The following is a 20,116-nucleotide window of genomic DNA, read 5'->3' as shown; positions in this document are numbered from 1 at the left end:
AATAAGGATTACTGTTAATTGTTAGGGGGGACAAGGATGGAATTTCAGTTAGATAGCGACTGGCGTTTGCAACCGATAAAAGGTGATACTGGAAAAACTTATATTGGTTACAAAGCAGACGAACGAGTTTTTATCAAACAGAATACAACGCCAATGCTGGCTGCCTTGTCACAAGAAGGAATTGCACCAAAATTAGTTTGGATTAAAAGAACTGGCAATGGCGATACGTTAACTGCCCAAGAATGGTTAGATGGTCGTCTTTTAGAAGCCGATGAAATTACACAACGTAATGATGTAATTGATGTTTTGTATCATTTGCATCATTCTGAATCATTAAAAACTATGTTAAAAAAAATCGGCGGCCAACAAGTTTCACCAGAGCAACTATTAGCATCCTATGAAGCCGATTTACCAAATGAGTTGAAGGAAAACGAATTTGTAGAAAAAGTCCATGGTTATTTAACTACTCATCTACCAAAATATCCGAAAAAGAAATATACTGTTGTCCATGGTGATGTCAATCATCGAAATTGGCTAGTTTGTCGAAATTATTTATATTTGGTGGACTGGGATTCAGTTATGTTTGCTGATCCGGCTTTAGACATTGGTACTATTTTAGGGAATTACGTTCCGCTTTCTAGTTGGGGAACATGGCTCCTGAGATATGGGATTCAACCAACTGATGCCAATATTGAACGGGTGTATTGGTATGCTTTAATGAGCATTCTACTTGAAATTTCTCGCTTTTATATGCGAGGAGAAATCCATCATATGAATCGAACAATTTTACAATTAAAACGTATTTTTGCCGGAAGCTGAACATCTTAGTTCAGCTTTTGTTGTGAATAACGATATGAAATTAGGAGGAACAAGATGCGTGTTAGAAATCGTCCTGGAGCTGCTGAGTTAGTTGCAGCTCATCCAGAATATATCCCAAATGAGCCAAAAAAATTAAAAGGCCATTGGCAAGAACGATTCAAGAATAGTAACCTTATTCAGATTGAAATTGGAACTGGAAAAGGTCAATTTATTGTGGGGATGGCAAAAGCACACCCAGAAATAAATTATATCGGGATTGAAATGCAGTTAAGTGTGGTGTCTTTAGCGCTAGATAAATTAATTGCAGAAGAGTTACCAAATTTACAACTGTTGCATGTTGACGGATCTGATTTAACAGATTATTTTGCCGAAAATGAAGTAGATCAAATTTATTTAAATTTTTCCGATCCATGGCCTAAAAAAAAGCATGAAAAACGCCGCTTAACTTTTAAAACATTTCTAGCAATTGACGAAGAAATTTTAAAACCTAACGGAGAAATTCATTTTAAAACTGACAATCAAGGATTATTTGAATACTCGTTAAGTAGCTTTTCTAAATACGGCATGGTGATTGAACAAGTGTGGTTGGATTTACATCAATCAGATTATCAAGGCAACATTATGACAGAATATGAAGAGAAGTTTTCCAATAAGGGCCAACCGATTTATCGAGTAGAAGCGCGATTTATTTCCAAAGCGAGAGACTAAATTTTAGTTTTCTCGCTTTTTTTTGCGTATTTTTTTATAGAGGTGAAGCAAATGTCAGTTGAACTTTATTCAGATGAATTGATTGCTTATGGTACAGATAACCAAATGCAAGATTTTTACATTAAACCTGGTAACGACTATTATGAAATTTATTTTCGCAAAGGTCCTTTTTATTTTAATCGAGAAAAAATTTCTCTAGATCAAGGCAAACAATTAATTAGTCGCTTTAAATACATTGGTGAAATGGACGTAAGTGAGCATCGTAAAACACAATTTGGGGCAACTACTTATCCTTTATTGAAGGGTCCGCAGCGCTTACGGTTGTCTAGTGTCGGCGATTATCGTCAAAGGGAAAGTTTAGTGATTCGCTTTTTGCATACTTTTGGGGTGAGCCAAGAAAATTATTGTGTGCCGGAACAATTAACGATCATCCAACAACAAATTGCCGGTCGCGGTTTATTTTTATTTAGTGGACCAGTTGGCTCAGGAAAGACCACTTTAATGTATAAACTAGCCCAAGAAATGGAGGGACAGGTGATTACGATTGAAGATCCAGTAGAGATCGAAGTGGATCATTTTCTACAGCTTCAAATTAATGACAAAATCAATCAAGACTACGATGAATTAATCAAACTATCCTTGCGACACCATCCAGATATTTTAATTATTGGAGAAATTCGCGATACTAAAACGATTCAGGCAGCTGTTCGTGCCGCTTTGACAGGACATTGTGTTTTTGCCACGATTCACGCCAAAGATTTAGCAGGAGCAACTGCCCGTGCATATGAATTGGGTGGGGAAACCGATCTGTTAAAAGAGGTGTTAAAAGGAGTTGTTTATCAGGAATTATTGCCAATAGCAACAAATGAAGTCGGCTTAATGTTGGCTTATGAGTTTTTAAACACTGGCGTTGCTGCATCTTGGGTGGAAGGACTGAAAGCTTTTGAAACAAAAAATGACTAAAAAAGATCAAAAAAAATTTGTTCTACTTTTAGGAGAATTATTGAACAATGGCTTTAGTCTGTCTCAGGCCTTAGGTTTTTTTCAAACAGGTAAATTGTTTGATTCTAAGTTAATTACAAGAGTCGAGGCAGATTTAAGTGCTGGTGAATCACTGGCGAGTATATTAAATCAATTATCTTATAGTAAAGATCAACTTTTACAACTAGAATTGGCTCAAATTCATGGCGATTTACCTGCTACATTGATTGGTATTGGTCAACAAATGGATTTACTAGAAAAACAGCGAAACAATTTTATTAAAGCAATTTCTTATCCACTATTATTATTACTTTTCTTAGTTTTGATTCTTTTAAGTATGCGTTTTTTCTTATTACCTGAGTTATTGGCTAGTGGCATGATTCAACAAGGTAGTCTAGCAGTCTTATTTATTCATGATTTTCCAATATTGATTTTCGTTATTATATTTTGTGGCTTTTGCTTTACATTATATTTTAGACAGAACAGAAAAAAACAAAGTTATTTAGCCCGTTATACTAGATTATCGAAATTTCCGCTAATTGGTAGTTTGCATCGAGATTATTACTCAGCATATTTTGCTTTAGAGTGGGGGAAATTATTTAATCAAGGTTTGGAACTAATTCAAATCATTCAATGTTTATTGGTAACCGATCGTGATTCGCTGATGAAAGATTTAGCCGAAGATTTACAAACTGCTTTAAATAACGGCCAGTCGTTACCGGAACAAATAAAAAAATATCCGTTTTTGACACAAGAATTTAGTCAAATCATATTGCAAGGACAAGCCCGTGGAAATTTAGGTAAGGAATTATTGATTTATAGTGAAATTATTTGGCAACGGTTATTTAGTCGTATTGAATGGATGATTTCCTGGTTGCAGCCACTAATTTTTTTGTTTGTTGCTGTGTTGATTGTCAGTATTTATGTGGCTATGTTATTACCTATAACTAGCGGATTGGAGGGTTTTTAGTGAAAAGAATACAAAAAGGCTTTACGCTTTTAGAAATGTTGGTTGTTTTATTTGTGATCAGTCTATTATTGTTACTGTTTGTACCAAAAATCATGGAGCAACGAAAAATGGCTGAGGAAAAAAATAATGCTGCGGTTGTAAAAGTAGTGGAAACACAAATTCAGTTATATGAAATGGAACATGATGGTCAGAGTCCCAGCGAAGGTGATTTGGTCCCTAATTATGTGGATGCTAAGCAGTACAAAATTTATCAGGAAAATAAGAAATGATTAAGCGTCAAGGTTTTACTTTATTTGAGATGTTACTGGTTTTATTTGTTGTAACCAGCTTTGTCTTGTTACCAACTTTAGCGATTGGAAAATGGCATAGTAAGCTCACACAAAATTTCTTTTTTTATCGGATTGAAAAATCCCTTTTACATTTTCAACAATTGGCCATTACCCAGGGAACTCGATCATCCGTTTATCTTTCCAAAGAGAACCAAGAACTCATTTTCATGATTGCCAACGATCCAGAAGCTAAAAAAAATATCAGTTTACCCGAGGATATTCGGTTATTAAATAATAGCTATACCATCTATTTTAAAAGCGGTACAGGAAACATTTCAATTTCTAAAAGTCCCGGCAGTTTTTCGAATATTATTTTTAAACAATTAAGCACGGATAAACAAATCATTTATCAATTCATGCTAGGAAGTGGACGTTTTGAAAGGAAGTAAGGGTTATATTTTAATAGAAAGTGTCGTTGCTTTAGGGATTCTTTGTGTAATTGTCTTTGGTTATTTGGATTTATCAGTCAAGCTTCAGATAAATCAAGAATCTCAAATGCAGCAGTTGGCAGATTATCGCAGTCTTTATATGGCGAGTCGTCGTTTGCGTATTACCGGAGAGGTAGGAGATGACAATGTCCAAGGTTCAGCAGAGAATTGTTGGGTGGAAAAAGGGACAGCTAAGATTGGCAAAGAATAAAGGATTCACTTTGATAGAATGTTTAGTGGCACTTTTGATGTTGAGCGGTTTATTACTTTTAATCAGTGGCTTGTTTAAGCATGTCCAACAAACTGAAAAAGTTGTCTCCAGTCATAACGAAAGAGAATGGCAAGTTTTTTTGTTACAGCTGGAAAATGAATTGGAAGAAGTTGAAATTAATCGTGTTGAGAGAAATCAAATTTTGGGAATGGAGGAAGAAAAGAGCGTCAAAATTTATTTGGTAAATAAAAAAATCGCCAAAAGTAAAAATAATGGTCATCAGCCATTACTGACTGACGTAAAAAAATTCACTTGCCAACAAGAAGGAGCGGAGATATTCTTTGAAGTCACATTTACAGACAATTTGGTCAAAAAGGACAGTTACATCATATCCCGGAGGTATTCTGCTGACGGTGATGCTGGTGCTTTTCTTGTTTAGTTTTTTAGCTTTACAATTACTAACTAGTTACCAAGAAACGATAGATTTTAATCATCAAAGTCAAAAACTGTATCAAGGAAAAACGGCAAAAGAATTATTTTTAATTGATTATCCTAATTTGCCACAAGAAAGTGGAGAATGGCCTTTTAATCTGGGGGAACTTGTTTATCATAGGAACGGACAAAAACTAGTAATCGTAGTAAAATTAAAAGACAAACAATATCTTTTTTACGAGGCTGTATCGAATAATGCAGAAAATTAGTATAGTCTGTTTAACAGATTAAACAGGAAAGAAACTTTTATTTAACAATCAAGAAAGCGATTGATATTTTTTGAAAACTCAGCTAAAATAAAACAGGTATCGAAGGTGTTATATATTTTTTGTGAGGTGTAAGATGGATACAGAAAAAATTGAGCAGGCTTTTGCTTTGATGGAAAGCACAATTTCTCAGTTGCAACAAGGATTAGACACTTCTTTTTTTGACGCCTATATCGAAAATGCAGAGAATTTGGTAGACAATGCCAAAGTCCGAATAGTGGACGGCCAACCTAATGCAGAAATTGTTTCGCAGGTTGAAAAAGTTTATCAAGAAATTTTAGCGTTGGATTTAAGTAGTGAGGAATGGCGTAAGTTAAGTCAATTATTATTGTTAAAAGGTGCTAGAGGGGAACAATTACAACCTAATCATCAGTTAACACCTGATAGTATTGGGTTTTTATTTGTGTTTCTGATTGAGCAGTTAACAAAAAATAAAGCAGAAAACTTGCGGGTGCTAGATGTTGCCGTTGGTATGGGAAATTTATTGTTAACTATTTTGATTAATCTACAATTAGCACAGTACAATGTACATGGTATTGGGGTCGATATTGATGAAACTTTATTGGCTATCGCAGCTTCTGACAGTTTGTTAAGCGAAACTGAGTTGGAATTATTTCATCAAGATAGCTTGCAAGACTTATTGGTGGACCCAGTTGATTTTGCTGTGGCAGATTTGCCCGTTGGATTTTATCCACACGATGAAAAGGCAGCATCATTTATCACTCATGCCACGAAAGATCACAGTTATGCCCATCATCTATTGTTAGAACAAGGGATGAATTATGTGAAAGACAATGGCTATGGTTTGTTTTTAGTTCCAAGTAACTTTTTGGAGGCAGAACAAGGCCCATTGTTACAGAAATGGCTGAAAGAGAAAGTTTATTTACAAGGTATTATCCAATTACCAGATGAATTATTCCAGTCAGTCCATTCAAGAAAAAGTATTGTTATATTGCAAAAACCAGGAGCGTTAGCAGAACAAGCCAAAAAAGTCTTGTTGGTAAAATTACCTACGCTAAAAGATCCTGCCAAAGTGTCACAATTTTTCAGCGAATTCGAGGAATGGAAATCCTCTAATTTATAGTAAAAAAACAAAGGAGAGTTTACTTAAAATGTCAAAGACAATTGCAATCAATGCCGGAAGTTCTAGTTTGAAATGGCAGTTATACCAAATGCCTGAGGAAACCGTAATCGCCAAAGGAATCGTCGAAAGAATTGGAATCAATGATTCAATCTTCACAATCAAATATGGCGAAGGTGAAAAATTTAATCAAACACTAGATATTAAAGATCATGAAATTGCTGTTCAAATGCTGTTAGATAAACTAATTGATTTAAAAATCATTGGTTCATTTGATGAAATTACTGGCGTTGGCCACCGTGTCGTAGCAGGTGGAGAATACTTTAAAGATTCAGTCGTAATTGACGACGATGTCTTAGCAAAAATCGAAGAATTAAGTGAATTTGCTCCATTACACAACCCAGCCAATGCAATGGGAATCAAAGCTTTCAGAAATATTTTACCAAACATTACAAGTGTGGCTGTGTTTGATACATCATTCCACGCAACAATGCCTAAAGTAAATTATATGTACAGCTTGCCAAAAGAATATTATGAAAAATACGCTGCTCGTAAATATGGTTTCCACGGAACAAGCCATCGTTATGTGTCCGAAAGAGCGGCAGAATTATTAGGCAAACCTTTGGCAGAAACTAAAATTATCACAGCACATATCGGAAATGGTGGTTCAATCGCTGCTGTTTTAGGTGGAAAATCTGTCGACACTTCAATGGGCTTCACGCCACTTGCAGGTTTAACAATGGGAACTCGTTCTGGTGATGTGGATGCTTCTCTATTACCATACATTATGGAAAAAGAAGGCATTGCTAACATTAACGAAATGATCGATATCTTAAATAAAAAATCTGGTGTTTTAGGAATTACTGGTTTATCAAGTGATATGCGTGATATCGAAGATGCATACGCTGAAGGAAATGAAGATGCCATTTTAGCAATGGAAATTTATACTGATCGGATTCGTAAATATATTGCGCAATATATTTCAGTAATGGATGGTGTAGATGCAATCGTCTTTACTGCTGGCGTTGGTGAAAATGCTGACTTAGTTCGCGACATGGTTACAGCAAATATGTCTTGGTTTGGTGTTGAAATCGACAAAGAATTAAACAAAAAAATCCATGGTAAAGAAGCAGAAATCTCAACAGCTGACTCTCGTGTAAAAGTTTACGTGATTCCGACTGATGAAGAAGTAATGATTGCCCGCGACGTAGAACGTTTAAGCAAATAAGCAACGAATCATTCAATATTGTATTTAAGAGTGTTAAACTGAAATAAAGTTTAACACTCTTTTTTTGTAAAATTAGTATTATGTAAATGAAAAAAATTTTAAATTTGGAACAGACTTTTATAAAAATATTTCCATTATGTAGGAGGCGTCATGATGACAACCACAATCTTAATTGATCATCCTTATCAAAAAAGTTTTAATCACCAAATCAAAGAAAATTTAATCAGCCATTTAATCACTGATAAAAAAGATTATCAAGTAATTGACCTAAATGCTGATCGGTTTAATCCTGTTATGACAGAAAATGAGTTGGCTGTTTATCAAGCAGGAAAAGTATTAGATCCATTGATTGAAAAATACATGGAAATATTGAAAGATACACAGCAGTTAATAATTATTTTTCCTGTTTGGTGGTATGCTACACCAGCAAGTTTGAAAGGTTTTTTAGATAAGATTTTGCTAAATCAATTTGCTTTTTATGATGAAGGAAATGGAATTCAGCCGCTATTGAAGATTGATTCAGCAGTTGTATTTTCAACATCAGAACAATCGACTGAAAGTCTGAAAGAACGTTGCAATGATAGTTATCGTCACCAGCTGATTACTACGCTAAAGGATGTGGGTGTGAAAAAAGTAGCTTGGCATCATTTGGATTTAATTGGTACGATTTCTTCAGAGGAACGGCAAGAATTCCTGAATCGTGCCTACAAAAATTTAAAATAGTTATTATTTGATTGTTTTTTGAAATAAGTGTATATTCTTATTTAATCAAAGGGATGGTGTTCCCCTATAACCGCTGCAAAGCTGATGACACCTATTGCAAGTTAAATTTTTTTGCCTGCTTACAAAAAAATTTACCTTTCGATAGGTGTTTTTTTGTTTGCAAAAATAAGGAGGAATTATCATGTCAACAGTTATTGAAAATGTAAAAGCTCGGGAAATTTTTGATTCAAGAGGAAATCCAACTGTCGAAGTCGATATTATATTAACAGATGGGACGTTAGGTCGTGCTGAAGTTCCTAGCGGTGCCTCAACTGGGGACCGTGAAGCAGTTGAATTAAGAGATGGCGGTAGTCGCTTGCAAGGTAAAGGTGTGTTAAAAGCCGTAGACAATGTAAATACAGAAATTAAAAATGCTTTGATCGGTAAAAGACCTTTTGATCAAGCTGTAATTGATCAAATTATGATTGATCTGGATGGAACGGATAACAAAAGTCGTTTAGGTGCTAATGCGATTTTAGGTGTATCAATGGCAGTAGCTAGAGCTGCAGCAGCGAGCAAAAATATTCCTCTATATCGTTATTTAGGTGGAGTAGATTTAGAACTACCACAACCTTTTTTTAACGTAATTAATGGTGGGGTTCACGCAGATTCAGGAATTGATGTGCAAGAATTTCTAATTACGCCAGTAAAACGTGAAAGCTTTCGCGATGGTGTGGAAAAAATTGCTAATATTTATCATACTTTGAAAGCTATTTTAGCTAATAATGGTTATGAAACAGCGGTTGGTGATGAAGGTGGCTTTGCTCCTAAATTACCCTCAACTGAAGTAGCCATTGAAACATTGATTAAAGCAATTGAAACGGCTGGCTATACACCAATTGAAGAAATTGCCATAGCGATTGATCCAGCATCCAGTGAATTTTACGATGATGCTAGCAAAAAATACAAATTCGAAGGCAAAGAATTATCTTCTGCTGAAATGTTGACTTATTACCAAAATCTAGTTGCAAAATACCCGATTATTATTTCAATAGAAGATGGTTTTTCTGAACATGACTGGGACGGTTTTAAATTAATGACGGAGGCAATGAAAGATAAAATTCAATTAGTAGGCGATGACATATTTGTCACCAATCCGAAGATTTTTGCAGACGGAATTAAAAATGGTATTGCCAATTCTATTTTAATTAAATTAAACCAAATTGGAACAGTATCTGAATCAATCGAAACGATTCGGATGGCACGGGAAAATGGCTATACTACTATGATTTCTCATCGTTCTGGCGAAACAGGAGATACATTTATTGCTGATTTTGCTGTGGCTTTGAGTGCTGGCCAAATCAAAACGGGTTCAATGGCGCGTAGTGAACGCGTAGAAAAATACAATCAATTCTTACGGATAGAAGAAGAACTTGAAGGACAAGCTATACTAGCTCATTTTCCTAAAGAAAGCTTATAGAATTTTATAAAAAAATTAAACCAACTAAAAAATAACTTGTCTCCTCCTTTCTTTATCGTTAAACTATTTTAGATGACGAAGAGAGAAGGAGATTTTTATTAAATGGAAAAGCAGGCACGGTCTGAAAAAAATGTAGGTAGTTGGATATTACGTTTTGTTAAAGGGATGTTTATCGGTTCAGGTTTTATTTTACCGGGAATCAGTGGCGGGGCATTGGCGGCAGTTTTTGGTATTTATGAACGAATTATTTCTTTTTTAGCCCATATAACGCGAAATTTTAAAGAAAATGTTTTATTTTTTATTCCAGTAGGTTTAGGTGGCTTGACTGGGGTTTTTGTTTTATCTTTTGCGGTCAGTTTTTTACTCGGTTCCTTTGAGACTATTATGCTATGGTTTTTTGTGGGTTGTATTATTGGAACTGTGCCGGCATTGTGGAAAGAAGCGGGGAAAAAAGGTCGCGATACGAAAGATATGATTATTTTAGTCGTGAGTTTTGTAGTTGGCTTTTTATTTTTATGGCAAGGCTCTAGCTTATTTGGGGAAGTGGATCAAAACTTTTTCACTTGGATGATTGCTGGCGGCTTGATTGGTTTAGGTTTAATTGTACCTGGACTGAGCCCTTCAAACTTTTTAGTTTATATGGGGATGTATAAAGCGATGGCTGATGGTTTTAAGACAATTGATTTAGGCGTGATTATTCCGATTGGTATTGGTGGATTAGTCGTGGTACTAAGTCTATCTAAAGTAATGGATTGGGTTTTTGCGAGATACTATGCACCGATGTTCCATTTTATTCTAGGAATTGTTTTTGCATCGACAGTAATGATTGTACCGACAAATTATGCAGGATTTAGCTTTTTGGCCTTCTTTGCCTGTGGTGTATTGTGTATTTTAGGTGCTGGTTTAGGCTGGTGGATGAGCCGTTTAGAAGAGCGTTATGTTCCTGAAGATTAAAAAAAATTTATTTTTCTCTTGCAATTTTAAATAAATCTAGTTAGTATAAGAACAAGCATTTGGATTAGTAATAAATTTTTACGGTAGCAGAGAGTTGATTCACCGGCTGAAAGATCAACACACCCACTGAAATTTATGAACCTACCAAAGAAGCCTATTGTGAAAACAATACGTGACTCTAGCGTTAATAGAGCTGAAAGTTGGATCAAATAAGTTTTGATCAAGCAAGGTGGTACCGCGAAATTATCCGTTTCGTCCTTACATTTACGTGAGGACGGAGCGGTTTTTTTATTGGCAATTTTATTTTAGGAGGAGACAATATGTCAGATTTACAAAGAGAAGATTTTTCAAAATGGTATTTGCAAACTATCCAAAAAGCTGATTTGATGGATTATTCACCTGTTCGAGGATGTATCATTTTTAAACCAGATGGTTTTGAATTGTGGCAGCATATCCAAGATGATTTCAACAAATATTTACGGACGCAAGATATCCGCAATGTTTATTTTCCAATGTTGATTCCTAAACATTTCTTAGAAAAAGAAGAAGAACACGTGGAAGGTTTTGCACCAGAACTACCATGGTTAACTCGTGTTGGTGATGAAGAATTAGAAGAACCTTATGCGTTACGTCCAACTTCTGAAACGTTAATTGGTGATGCTTTTTCCAATTGGGTGAATTCTTATCGTGATTTACCATTAGAAATTAATCAATGGGCCAATGTTTTCCGTTGGGAAAAGAAAACTATGCCATTTTTACGGACCTCTGAATTTTTATGGCAAGAAGGTCATACAGCTCACGAAACTGAAGAAGATGCGCGTCGTCGGACAATGTCAATTTTAGAAGCTTATGCAACTTTGATTGAAGACACGTTGGCTATTCCAGTTTATCGTGGTCAAAAAACGCCATCTGAACGATTTGCTGGTGCGGTGGATACTTATTCTGTTGAAGCAATGATGCGAGATGGTAAAGCAGTTCAAGCAGGAACGTCACACTATTTAGGTCAAAATTTTGCGGAAGCTTTTGATATTAAATTCTTGAATCGTAATAACGAACATGATTTTGTTTATACAACATCATGGGGTATTTCTACTCGTTTAATTGGCGCATTAATCATGGTTCATGGAGATGAGCAAGGCTTGGTATTACCACCAAAAGTGGCACCAACTCAAGTTATTTTAGTTCCAGTTGGTCCTTGGCAAAAAAATCCAGCAATCTTAGATAAATTAAAAGAAATCAAAACTCAATTACAAGATACAGGATTACGTGTGAGAATTGATGAAACTGATAATACACCAGGTTATAAATTTAATGAGTGGGAATTAAAAGGTGCACCATTACGAGTAGAATTTGGCCCTAGAGATTTAGAAAATAATCAAGTTGTCGTGAAAATGCGTGATTTGGCCGACAAAGAGTCAGTTTCTCTAAATGAGTTAACAAATTACGTAACAGAACAATTAGATATTATGCAAAAACGGTTATTTGAAAGTGCTAAAGTTCGTTATGCTGAAAATGAGCATACTGATGTAGATACTTTAGATGAATTAAAAGCCCACATTGAAAAATCTAAGACAGCTGGTGAAACACCAGGATTTGTGTTAATTGGTTGGGATGGGACAGAAGAAACCGAAGCCAAAATTAAAGAAGAAACAGGTTTTACAACACGAAATATTCCATTCAATCCACCAGTTGAAAAAACGGTTGATATCGTTTCTGGCAAACCAGCGAAACATACGGTTTGGATTGCTCGGGCGTATTAATAAATCTGTCGCTTAAAAATACTAAATGATGAGCATCGCTAGAATACGGAAATCAGCCACCAGTTAGCAGATGTGAAGAGTTTTTAACAGGAAAGGTAATTTTAAGCTAGGAAAAAGAGTTTGAGCCGAGTGCTTTAAACTCTTTTTTTGTTATAATAAACCAAAAAGAGGTTTGAGTATGAAAATTATTGTATTAGATGGCCATGGACTAAATCCAGGCGACTTAAGTTGGGCCGGCTTTGAAAAATTAGGTGAGGTGACGATTTATGATCGCACACCACAAAATGAGCAAATTATTTTAGAGCGAATCGGGGATGCAGAAATAGTCCTAGTAAATAAAGTGATTTTATCTGCAGAAGTGATTGAAAAAGCCTCTCATTTAAAGTACATTGGCGTCAACGCCACAGGATTTAATGTGGTAGACATTGAGGCCGCACGCAAGAGAAATATTCCAGTGACCAATATTCCGACTTACGGAACAGATGCTGTCGCACAATTTACTTTTGCTTTATTATTGGAGATTGCAAGTCGTGTAGGTTTACATGATCATTCCGTTCATCAAGGAGATTGGCAAAAAAGTTTAGATTTCACTTATTTTTTAGCGCCCACTTTAGAGTTAAGTGGGAAAACTATTGGAATTATCGGTTATGGGGCAATTGGTCAAGCCGTGGCGAAAATTGCTCATGGTTTTTCAATGGAAGTTATTTATTATAATCATCGTGAAAAGACACCTCAAAATATTGGTGATCGACAAGTGTCTTTAGCCGAATTATATAGTAAAGCAGATATTGTTAGTTTGCATGTTCCCCAGACTCCTGAAACCACTCAGATGATTAATACTGCAGCGATTGACCAAATGAAAAATGATGTAATTGTGATTAATACAGCTCGGGGTGGTTTGTTGGATGAACAAGCGGTAACTGAAGCTTTAAATACTGGAAAAATCTCTGCGCTCGGTGTGGATGTTGTTTCTAGTGAACCAATCCAAGCAGATAATCCATTATTAAAAGCCAAAAATGCGGTAATTACGCCGCACATTGCTTGGTCACCAACTGAAGCTCGCAAACGGTTGATGGATATAGCTGTCGACAATCTAGATAACTTTTTAAAAGATACGCCAAAAAATGTAGTCAATTAAAAAATAGCGATGACGTTCAACTTTTCGTCATCGCTATTTGCTTATTTAAATAGTTGGTTGATTTTATCAAAATCAGCCTGTGATAAATGCAAGTCAACAGCTTTTGCATTGGCTTCAACTTGATCAGGTGTCTTAGCACCAGGAATCACGATACCAATTTGTGGATGTTTCATATACCAAGCTAAAACAAGTTGTGTAACTGTGGCATCGTAGTTTTTTGCGATTGGTTTTAATTGATCTACTTTAGTAATAATTTCTTTAAAGCGTTCTCCTCTGAAGTCGGGATTTTTACTACGTAAATCACTCGCAGGAAAAGTTGCTTCTTGATCATATTTTCCAGTAAGCAAACCAGAATCTAACGGATAGTAAGGGACAAAACTAATATGGTGTTTTTCTAAATAGGGGAATAAATCTTTCTCGTGTTCTCGATGTATTAAACTGTAACGGTCTTCAACAATATCTACATAGCCATTAGTATTGGCTTCTTTTAATTGTTCTAGAGAAAAGTTCGAGACACCAATGGCGCGGATTTTTCCGGCTTCTTTTAATTCATGCAAGGTTTTAACTGCTTCACGTTTATCGGTGTTTTCATCTGGAAAATGAATATAAAAGATGTCTAAATAGTTTGTTTGCAATCTTTGTAAAGCTTCTTCTACAGCATTTCTTAAAAATTCTGGACTATTGTTAAATTTGAAATCTTGTTTGGGATCGTGGGCTGCTTTGGTAGCAACGATCGCCCGGGCACGATCAAATTCTTCTTCTTGTAGGACTTCTCCAATTAATTCTTCAGAGTGTCCGTGACCATAAGAAAAAGCAGTATCTAATAAAGTAATTCCATTACGTAAAGCTACTCGAACCACTTCTTTTCCTGTTTCGTCACTCAAGTTAGGATACAGGTTGTGTCCCCCAACCGCATTTGTACCTAAACCTAAATCTGAAGCATAAACCTGAGATTTACCAATTTGAATATCTGCCAAAATTATCAGCTCCTTTTTATAATAGTTTAATCGAAAGTCAAAAAAAAAGCGATTCAAAATCATTTCGAATCACTTTTACTTGTATTATTGGAACAATTGATTGATTAAATCGTAGTCGATATTTGATAAACGAATATCCACGGCTTGGGCATTGGCTGAAACTTGTTCCGGTTTTTTAGCACCTGGAATGACAGCAGCAATCGCTGGATTTTTTAAATACCAAGCCAAAACCAATTGTGCAACAGTTGCATCATAATTTTTGGCAATCGGTTTTAGTTGGTCAACTTTGGAAACAATCTGTTGGAATCTTTCACCTTGAAAGTCAGGATTACCGTTCTTACCATTTTTAGCAAAAGTATCTGTTTGACTATATTTTCCCGTTAACAATCCTGAGGCCAATGGAAAGTAAGGAATAAAAGCGATGTTTTTTTCTTGTAAATAAGGAAGAACTTCATTTTCAAGTTCTCGATGAACCAAATTATAATGATCTTCGACGACATTTACATGACCATCTAAGTTAGCTGCTTTAATTTGTTCCAAAGAAAAGTTAGACACACCGATGGCTCGAATCTTACCGGCCTCTTTTAATTCATGTAAAGCTGCAACTGCTTCACGCTTATTGGTTGCTTCATCAGGGAAGTGGATGTAAAAAATATCGATATAATTGGTTTGTAATCTTTCTAAAGCTGATTCAACAGCGTTGGTTAAAAATTCTGGTGAGTTATTTGGCGCACCGTCTTGTGATAAATCTTGTGCAGCTTTGGTAGCAATGATTACTTTTGCTCGGTCGAATTCAGCTTCTTGTAAAACCTCACCAATTAATTCTTCTGATCTACCAAGACCATAGATAAAAGCTGTGTCCAGTAACGTCAAACCATTTCGTAGCGTAGTTCGGACCACTTCTTTACCAGTTTCATCAGCTAAACCCTTAAATAAATTATGACCACCGACTGCATTGGTTCCTAAGCCTAAATCCGTTGCATAAACACGAGATTTTCCAATTCTAACATCTGTCATTTTTAAAACGCTCCTCTTTATTTTAAAATATATATTTAGTTGTTAAATTAATTCTATGTTGGTCAGTTTAAAATGAAGTTGAAAAAAAAGAAACTATCTTGCTTTTTATTAATGAGAAACCTTGACTTTCTCATTTTTTTTTAGTAATTTAAACTTTGACAGTTCAATTTCGATGAAGGAAAAAGTAAGTGACGTGGTGTTGTAAAGAAATGATTGCCTTGGCTGAAAGTAATCACACATCTGGCTGCTGAAAGACATTCTGGAGATGAGTAGTGAAAAGCTATTCCGTTTAGCAAGCGTTAATTGTTTGAGAAGAGGAAACTCTAAAAAATAGGTGGTACCGCGATATTTCGCCCTTGTTCATTTGAACGAGGGCTTTTTTTGACTGCATATGTAAAGAAGGGAGCAAATAAAAGATGAGTTATCAAAGACCAAAAGGCACCAATGACATTTTACCAGGTGAAAGTGACAACTGGCTGTTTATTGAGGAAACGGCCCGATTATTATTTAACGATTACCAATATCAAGAGATTCGGACACCAATATTTGAACATTATGAAGTTATTGCTAGAAGTGTCGGGGATACTACGGATATTGTTTCAAAAGAAATGTACGATTTCTATGATAAAGGGGATCGGCATGTCACATTACGACCAGAAGGAACGGCACCCGTTGTCCGTGCATTCGTAGAAAATAAATTATTTGGACCAGAATATCAAAAACCCTACAAAGCATTTTATATGGGACCAATGTTTCGTTATGAACGCCCCCAAAAAGGTCGCTTGCGTCAATTTCATCAAATTGGGGTTGAAGCGCTGGGAAGTGAAAATCCAACTTTAGATGTTGAAACAATGTCAATGGCGATGGATTATTTTAAACAGTTAGGTTTAAAAAATATTCGACTGGTGATTAATTCTTTAGGTGATAAAGAAACGCGTCAAAATTACCGTCAAGCATTGATTGATTATCTTTTGCCACACGAAAATGAACTGAGTGAAGATTCAAAACGTCGACTACATGAAAATCCTTTACGAGTATTAGACAGCAAAGATAAAAAAGACCAAAAGTTTGTAACGGATGCGCCAAGTATTTTGGATTACTTGAGTCCTTATGCAAAAGAATATTTTGAACAAGTTACGAAAACACTGGATCATTTAGGCACACCATATGAGATTGATCATCGCATGGTACGTGGCTTAGATTATTATATGCATACTATCTTTGAAATTATGAGTGATGCACCGGGAATGGGGAGTCAATCGACTATCTGTGCTGGTGGCCGTTACGATGGTTTAGTAGAAGAGCTAGGTGGACCACAAACACCAGGAATTGGTTTTGCGATGGGTGAAGAAAGAATCTTAATGACATTAGCACAAGAAGATGTTTTGATTCCAGTAGCGAAACAATTAGATGCTTACGTTGTTGGTATAGGTGCTTTAACGAACATAGAAAGCTTAAAAATTGTACAGTCCATTCGTAATTTTGGTTTCTCTGCAGATCGTGATTTCATGGATCGCAAGGCAAAAGCGCAATTTAAATCAGCTGATAAAGCTGGAGCTAAGTTAATTTTAACGCTAGGAGAAGCGGAATTAGAAAATGGCACAATCAATGTGAAATCTTCAGCGACACGAGCTGAAAAAACTTTCCCATTGACTGAAATATATCATCACTTTGATGAAATTTACGATGAAATGATGACACCAGTTTTTGATTAATATCTTCGTTCAGAGGTTCCTTAACTGATGTAACGAGACATTGTCAAAACTTACTTAAAAAAATGAATATTAAACAATTGGTTAAAGGAGAAAAACAAAGATGGCAAAAAGAACAGTTTATGCGGGACTAGTTTCCGAAAAATATTTGGATCAACAAGTTACTTTAAAAGGTTGGGTCCAAAAGCGACGTGACTTAGGTGGCTTAATTTTTATTGATTTACGTGACCGTGAAGGAATTGTCCAAGTAGTCTTCAATCCAGAAGAATCAAAAGAAGCTTGGGAAGTTGCAGATCAATGCCGCAGTGAATTTGTCGTTGAAATTACTGGTAGAGTAATTAAGCGGGATGAAAATTCTGTTAATTTAAAAATGGCAACTGGATTATTCGAAGTGAAAGGTGAAGACATCACTATTTTAAATAGTGCGAAAACTCCTCCATTTTCAATTGAAGATGACCAAAATATTAGTGATGAAGTCCGTTTGAAATATCGTTATATGGATTTACGTCGTCCGAAAATGACTAGTAATATTAAATTACGTCATAATTTGACTAAATCAATTCGTCATTTTCTAGACAATAATGACTTCTTAGATATTGAAACACCAATTTTGGCAAAATCAACGCCAGAAGGTGCCCGTGATTATTTAGTGCCTTCACGGGTTCATCCAGGACATTTTTATGCCTTACCTCAATCACCACAAATTTTAAAACAATTATTGATGACTGCTGGCTTTGATCGTTATTATCAAATCGTTCGTTGTTTCCGTGATGAAGATTTACGGGGCGATCGTCAACCAGAATTTACCCAAGTCGATATTGAAACTAGTTTTTTAACGGCAGAAGAAATTCAAGAATACACGGAACAATTAATTGCTCAAGTGATGAAAGATATTAAAGGAATCGAAGTGACGTTACCTTTCCCACGGATTACTTGGGATGAAGCGATGACTCGTTACGGTTCAGATAAACCTGATACTCGTTTTGAAATGGAATTAATCGACGTGACTGAATTAGCTTCAGCAACAGATTTTAAAGTATTCCGTATGGCAACTGATAATGGTGGCGTGGTAAAAGTGTTAAATGCTAAAGGAGCCGCTGACAAATATTCTCGTAAAGAATTAGATCGTTTAAGTCAATTTGTCAGTCAATTTGGTGCGAAAGGTTTAGCTTGGATGAAAGTTGACGAAGCAGGCGAATTAACTGGACCAATCGCTAAGTTTGTTGGTAATATCGCAACTGATTTGAAAGAAGTAACCAACGCAGAACCTGGTGATGTCTTAATGTTTGCAGCAGATCAATTTTTAACTGCAGTAACTGCTCTAGGTGCTGTACGTTCAAAAGTTGGTAAAGAATTAGGTTTAATCGATGAAGATAAATTTAATTATCTTTGGGTCGTGGATTGGCCACAATTTGAATTTGATCAAGAAGCAGGACGTTATGTGTCTGCCCACCATCCATTTACGATGCCAAATGAATCGTCTATTCCAGATTTAAAAGACCATCCGGAAAAAGTGTATGCGCAAGCTTATGACATTGTTTTAAATGGTTATGAATTAGGTGGCGGATCACTACGGATTCACACACGAGAATTACAAGAACAAGTTTTTGAAACATTAGGTTTTTCAAGAGAAGAAGCCAATGACCAATTCGGATTCTTGTTGGAATCATTAGATTATGGTTTTCCGCCAATTGGTGGTTTAGCTTTAGGGTTAGATCGTTTCGCGATGTTACTAGCGGGCGAAGACAATATTCGTGAAGTAATTGCCTTTCCAAAAAATGGGAAAGCCGCTGATCCAATGTCTGATGCGCCAAGCACAGTGTCTCCATTACAACTTTATGAATTAAGCATTAACACAACAAACATCGAAGAATAAGAAATTCCTAAAGAAAGCACAGACTTATCCAGTTGGTGCTTTCTTTTTTCAAATAAACTCCGTATAATGTGAGTGACTTTTGATGAAAGAGGCGTTTAATTACATGTTAAAAAAGATAGCGGATTGGCCCTATCATGATTATGCAACAAGATTATCGGTGGCAGTTGTTTATGCTTTTATAGCTGCCATTGCGGTGAATTTTTTCTACCAACCTGGAAATATTTATTCCAGTGGGATTACTGGTTTCGCACAAATTTTGACTACTTTGTCTAAACAATTTGTCGGACACACAGTCCCAGTTTCAATTACTTTATTTGCTTTAAATATTCCGTTATTTGTTTTAGCTTGGTTTAAAATTGGTCATAAATTTACTTTCTTTACTTTTATTACCGTATTCTTAACATCCTTTTTCATTCATATTATTCCCGAAACGACTTTATCAACAGACCCGATTATTTGTGCGATATTCGGGGGCGCAATTTCAGGTGTAGGAATTGGCTTTGCCTTGAAAAATGGCTTGTCATCTGGTGGATTAGATATTTTAAGTATCACCATTCGTAAACAAACTGGTCGCTCAGTTGGGTCGATTTCGATGATTTTTAATGTAATGATTATGTTTGTGGCGGGACTTTTATTTGGTTGGCCTTACATGTTTTATTCGGCCTTTGCTATCTTTATGAGTGGGAAATTGACTGATGCATTGTATACGAAACAACGAAAGATGCAAGTCATGATTGTTACAAAGCAACCCGATAAAGTTATTGAAGCGATTCAAGATAGTATGCGACGGGGGATAACAATAATTAATGAAGCAGAAGGTGCTTATAAGCATGACAAACAGACGATTTTGTTTACTGTTGTCACTCGTTTTGAATTACCGGCATTAGAAGCCATTATGCGAGAAACTGATCCGTTGGCATTTGTTAGTATTTCAGAAAATGTTCGAATTTTGGGTCGTTTTTACGAAGAATCGATGGACTAAATTTA

General features: G+C 35.7%; 21 protein-coding genes, 1 riboswitch and 1 other annotated feature. Of the genes, 19 read left to right on the top strand and 2 right to left on the bottom strand.

What is annotated here, in order from left to right:
* Window positions 1-36 precede the first annotated feature (36 nt).
* The 16 genes from ACVWNY_RS09285 (at window position 37) to ACVWNY_RS09210 (ending at window position 13,547) form a co-directional block, all read left to right on the top strand.
* Window positions 37-819 (top strand): phosphotransferase family protein, encoded by a 783-nt coding sequence (locus ACVWNY_RS09285; RefSeq protein WP_218326795.1) that lies wholly within the window; start codon window positions 37-39, stop codon window positions 817-819.
* A gap of 54 nt (window positions 820-873) precedes the next feature.
* On the top strand, window positions 874-1,527 hold the full coding sequence (gene trmB, locus ACVWNY_RS09280) for a tRNA (guanosine(46)-N7)-methyltransferase TrmB (RefSeq protein WP_218326794.1): 654 nt from the start codon (window positions 874-876) through the stop codon (window positions 1,525-1,527).
* A gap of 51 nt (window positions 1,528-1,578) precedes the next feature.
* On the top strand, window positions 1,579-2,490 hold the full coding sequence (gene comGA / locus ACVWNY_RS09275; RefSeq protein ID WP_218326793.1) for a competence type IV pilus ATPase ComGA: 912 nt from the start codon (window positions 1,579-1,581) through the stop codon (window positions 2,488-2,490).
* Entirely contained in the window at window positions 2,471-3,478 is a 1,008-nt protein-coding gene (gene comGB, locus ACVWNY_RS09270; protein ID WP_246601522.1) for a competence type IV pilus assembly protein ComGB, read from the top strand. The genes comGA and comGB overlap by 20 nt, the downstream gene beginning before the upstream one ends.
* A complete protein-coding gene (gene comGC, locus ACVWNY_RS09265; protein WP_218326792.1) occupies window positions 3,478-3,747 on the top strand; it encodes a competence type IV pilus major pilin ComGC in 270 nt (89 codons plus the stop codon). The genes comGB and comGC overlap by 1 nt, the downstream gene beginning before the upstream one ends.
* On the top strand, window positions 3,744-4,196 hold the full coding sequence (comGD, locus tag ACVWNY_RS09260) for a competence type IV pilus minor pilin ComGD (RefSeq protein WP_218326791.1): 453 nt from the start codon (window positions 3,744-3,746) through the stop codon (window positions 4,194-4,196). The genes comGC and comGD overlap by 4 nt, the downstream gene beginning before the upstream one ends.
* On the top strand, window positions 4,183-4,446 hold the full coding sequence (gene comGE, locus ACVWNY_RS09255; protein WP_218326790.1) for a competence type IV pilus minor pilin ComGE: 264 nt from the start codon (window positions 4,183-4,185) through the stop codon (window positions 4,444-4,446). The genes comGD and comGE overlap by 14 nt, the downstream gene beginning before the upstream one ends.
* The gene (comGF, locus tag ACVWNY_RS09250) at window positions 4,433-4,885 is read left to right on the top strand and encodes a competence type IV pilus minor pilin ComGF (protein WP_218326789.1); all 453 of its coding nucleotides are present in this window, start codon (window positions 4,433-4,435) and stop codon (window positions 4,883-4,885) included. The genes comGE and comGF overlap by 14 nt, the downstream gene beginning before the upstream one ends.
* Complete coding sequence (comGG, locus tag ACVWNY_RS09245; protein ID WP_343214728.1) at window positions 4,869-5,147, top strand: competence type IV pilus minor pilin ComGG; 279 nt, start codon at window positions 4,869-4,871, stop codon at window positions 5,145-5,147. The genes comGF and comGG overlap by 17 nt, the downstream gene beginning before the upstream one ends.
* Window positions 5,148-5,280: 133 nt before the next feature.
* Window positions 5,281-6,288, top strand: a complete 1,008-nt coding sequence (locus tag ACVWNY_RS09240) for a class I SAM-dependent methyltransferase (protein ID WP_218326788.1) — start codon at window positions 5,281-5,283, stop codon at window positions 6,286-6,288.
* A gap of 28 nt (window positions 6,289-6,316) precedes the next feature.
* On the top strand, window positions 6,317-7,513 hold the full coding sequence (locus ACVWNY_RS09235; RefSeq protein WP_438719687.1) for an acetate kinase: 1,197 nt from the start codon (window positions 6,317-6,319) through the stop codon (window positions 7,511-7,513).
* Window positions 7,514-7,666: 153 nt separating this feature from the next.
* The gene (locus ACVWNY_RS09230) at window positions 7,667-8,236 is read left to right on the top strand and encodes an NAD(P)H-dependent oxidoreductase (RefSeq protein ID WP_454071281.1); all 570 of its coding nucleotides are present in this window, start codon (window positions 7,667-7,669) and stop codon (window positions 8,234-8,236) included.
* Between the two features lie 40 nt (window positions 8,237-8,276).
* Window positions 8,277-8,337, top strand: a riboswitch (Fluoride riboswitch).
* 80 nt (window positions 8,338-8,417) lie between these two features.
* Complete coding sequence (eno, locus tag ACVWNY_RS09225) at window positions 8,418-9,695, top strand: phosphopyruvate hydratase (protein WP_454071280.1); 1,278 nt, start codon at window positions 8,418-8,420, stop codon at window positions 9,693-9,695.
* Window positions 9,696-9,797: 102 nt separating this feature from the next.
* Window positions 9,798-10,649 carry a DUF368 domain-containing protein gene (locus ACVWNY_RS09220; RefSeq protein ID WP_454071279.1) on the top strand — a complete coding sequence of 284 codons (852 nt, stop codon included), beginning with the start codon at window positions 9,798-9,800 and terminating at the stop codon, window positions 10,647-10,649.
* 45 nt (window positions 10,650-10,694) lie between these two features.
* Window positions 10,695-10,912, top strand: a binding site (T-box leader).
* A 57-nt stretch (window positions 10,913-10,969) separates the two neighbouring features.
* Window positions 10,970-12,409: a proline--tRNA ligase gene (gene proS, locus ACVWNY_RS09215; RefSeq protein WP_454071278.1), complete on the top strand. Its 1,440-nt coding sequence runs from the start codon at window positions 10,970-10,972 to the stop codon at window positions 12,407-12,409.
* A gap of 178 nt (window positions 12,410-12,587) precedes the next feature.
* Complete coding sequence (locus tag ACVWNY_RS09210; protein ID WP_454071277.1) at window positions 12,588-13,547, top strand: D-2-hydroxyacid dehydrogenase; 960 nt, start codon at window positions 12,588-12,590, stop codon at window positions 13,545-13,547.
* A 41-nt stretch (window positions 13,548-13,588) separates the two neighbouring features.
* Here the strand turns inward: ACVWNY_RS09210 and ACVWNY_RS09205 are convergent, their stop codons facing one another.
* The gene (locus tag ACVWNY_RS09205; protein ID WP_454071276.1) at window positions 13,589-14,524 is read right to left on the bottom strand and encodes an aldo/keto reductase; all 936 of its coding nucleotides are present in this window, start codon (window positions 14,522-14,524) and stop codon (window positions 13,589-13,591) included.
* A gap of 84 nt (window positions 14,525-14,608) precedes the next feature.
* Window positions 14,609-15,541: an aldo/keto reductase gene (locus tag ACVWNY_RS09200; RefSeq protein WP_454071275.1), complete on the bottom strand. Its 933-nt coding sequence runs from the start codon at window positions 15,539-15,541 to the stop codon at window positions 14,609-14,611.
* 416 nt (window positions 15,542-15,957) lie between these two features.
* Between ACVWNY_RS09200 and hisS the strand changes: the two genes are divergently transcribed.
* The 3 genes from hisS (at window position 15,958) to ACVWNY_RS09185 (ending at window position 20,111) form a co-directional block, all read left to right on the top strand.
* Window positions 15,958-17,256, top strand: a complete 1,299-nt coding sequence (gene hisS / locus ACVWNY_RS09195; protein ID WP_218326779.1) for a histidine--tRNA ligase — start codon at window positions 15,958-15,960, stop codon at window positions 17,254-17,256.
* 100 nt (window positions 17,257-17,356) lie between these two features.
* Window positions 17,357-19,129 carry an aspartate--tRNA ligase gene (gene aspS / locus ACVWNY_RS09190; protein WP_218326778.1) on the top strand — a complete coding sequence of 591 codons (1,773 nt, stop codon included), beginning with the start codon at window positions 17,357-17,359 and terminating at the stop codon, window positions 19,127-19,129.
* A 103-nt stretch (window positions 19,130-19,232) separates the two neighbouring features.
* Window positions 19,233-20,111: a YitT family protein gene (locus ACVWNY_RS09185; protein ID WP_218326777.1), complete on the top strand. Its 879-nt coding sequence runs from the start codon at window positions 19,233-19,235 to the stop codon at window positions 20,109-20,111.
* Window positions 20,112-20,116 lie beyond the last annotated feature (5 nt).

The organism is Enterococcus sp. JNUCC 77, assembly GCF_054819945.1.
The sequence above is the reverse complement of the archived record's forward strand: the minus strand, read 5'-3'. Positions and strand labels throughout refer to the sequence as shown.

Excerpts from the sequence above, each read along its gene's own strand:
- ACVWNY_RS09230 (WP_454071281.1), top strand. The coding sequence starts at position 7,667 with ATGACAACCACAATCTTAATTGATCATCCTTATCAAAAAAGTTTTAAT.
- proS (WP_454071278.1), top strand. The coding sequence starts at position 10,970 with ATGTCAGATTTACAAAGAGAAGATTTTTCAAAATGGTATTTGCAAACT.
- aspS (WP_218326778.1), top strand. The coding sequence starts at position 17,357 with ATGGCAAAAAGAACAGTTTATGCGGGACTAGTTTCCGAAAAATATTTG.
- comGA (WP_218326793.1), top strand. The coding sequence starts at position 1,579 with ATGTCAGTTGAACTTTATTCAGATGAATTGATTGCTTATGGTACAGAT.
- ACVWNY_RS09185 (WP_218326777.1), top strand. The coding sequence starts at position 19,233 with ATGTTAAAAAAGATAGCGGATTGGCCCTATCATGATTATGCAACAAGA.
- ACVWNY_RS09285 (WP_218326795.1), top strand. The coding sequence starts at position 37 with ATGGAATTTCAGTTAGATAGCGACTGGCGTTTGCAACCGATAAAAGGT.
- hisS (WP_218326779.1), top strand. The coding sequence starts at position 15,958 with ATGAGTTATCAAAGACCAAAAGGCACCAATGACATTTTACCAGGTGAA.
- ACVWNY_RS09220 (WP_454071279.1), top strand. The coding sequence starts at position 9,798 with ATGGAAAAGCAGGCACGGTCTGAAAAAAATGTAGGTAGTTGGATATTA.
- ACVWNY_RS09200 (WP_454071275.1), bottom strand. The coding sequence starts at position 15,541 with ATGACAGATGTTAGAATTGGAAAATCTCGTGTTTATGCAACGGATTTA.
- ACVWNY_RS09240 (WP_218326788.1), top strand. The coding sequence starts at position 5,281 with ATGGATACAGAAAAAATTGAGCAGGCTTTTGCTTTGATGGAAAGCACA.
- ACVWNY_RS09210 (WP_454071277.1), top strand. The coding sequence starts at position 12,588 with ATGAAAATTATTGTATTAGATGGCCATGGACTAAATCCAGGCGACTTA.
- eno (WP_454071280.1), top strand. The coding sequence starts at position 8,418 with ATGTCAACAGTTATTGAAAATGTAAAAGCTCGGGAAATTTTTGATTCA.
- trmB (WP_218326794.1), top strand. The coding sequence starts at position 874 with ATGCGTGTTAGAAATCGTCCTGGAGCTGCTGAGTTAGTTGCAGCTCAT.
- comGD (WP_218326791.1), top strand. The coding sequence starts at position 3,744 with ATGATTAAGCGTCAAGGTTTTACTTTATTTGAGATGTTACTGGTTTTA.
- ACVWNY_RS09235 (WP_438719687.1), top strand. The coding sequence starts at position 6,317 with ATGTCAAAGACAATTGCAATCAATGCCGGAAGTTCTAGTTTGAAATGG.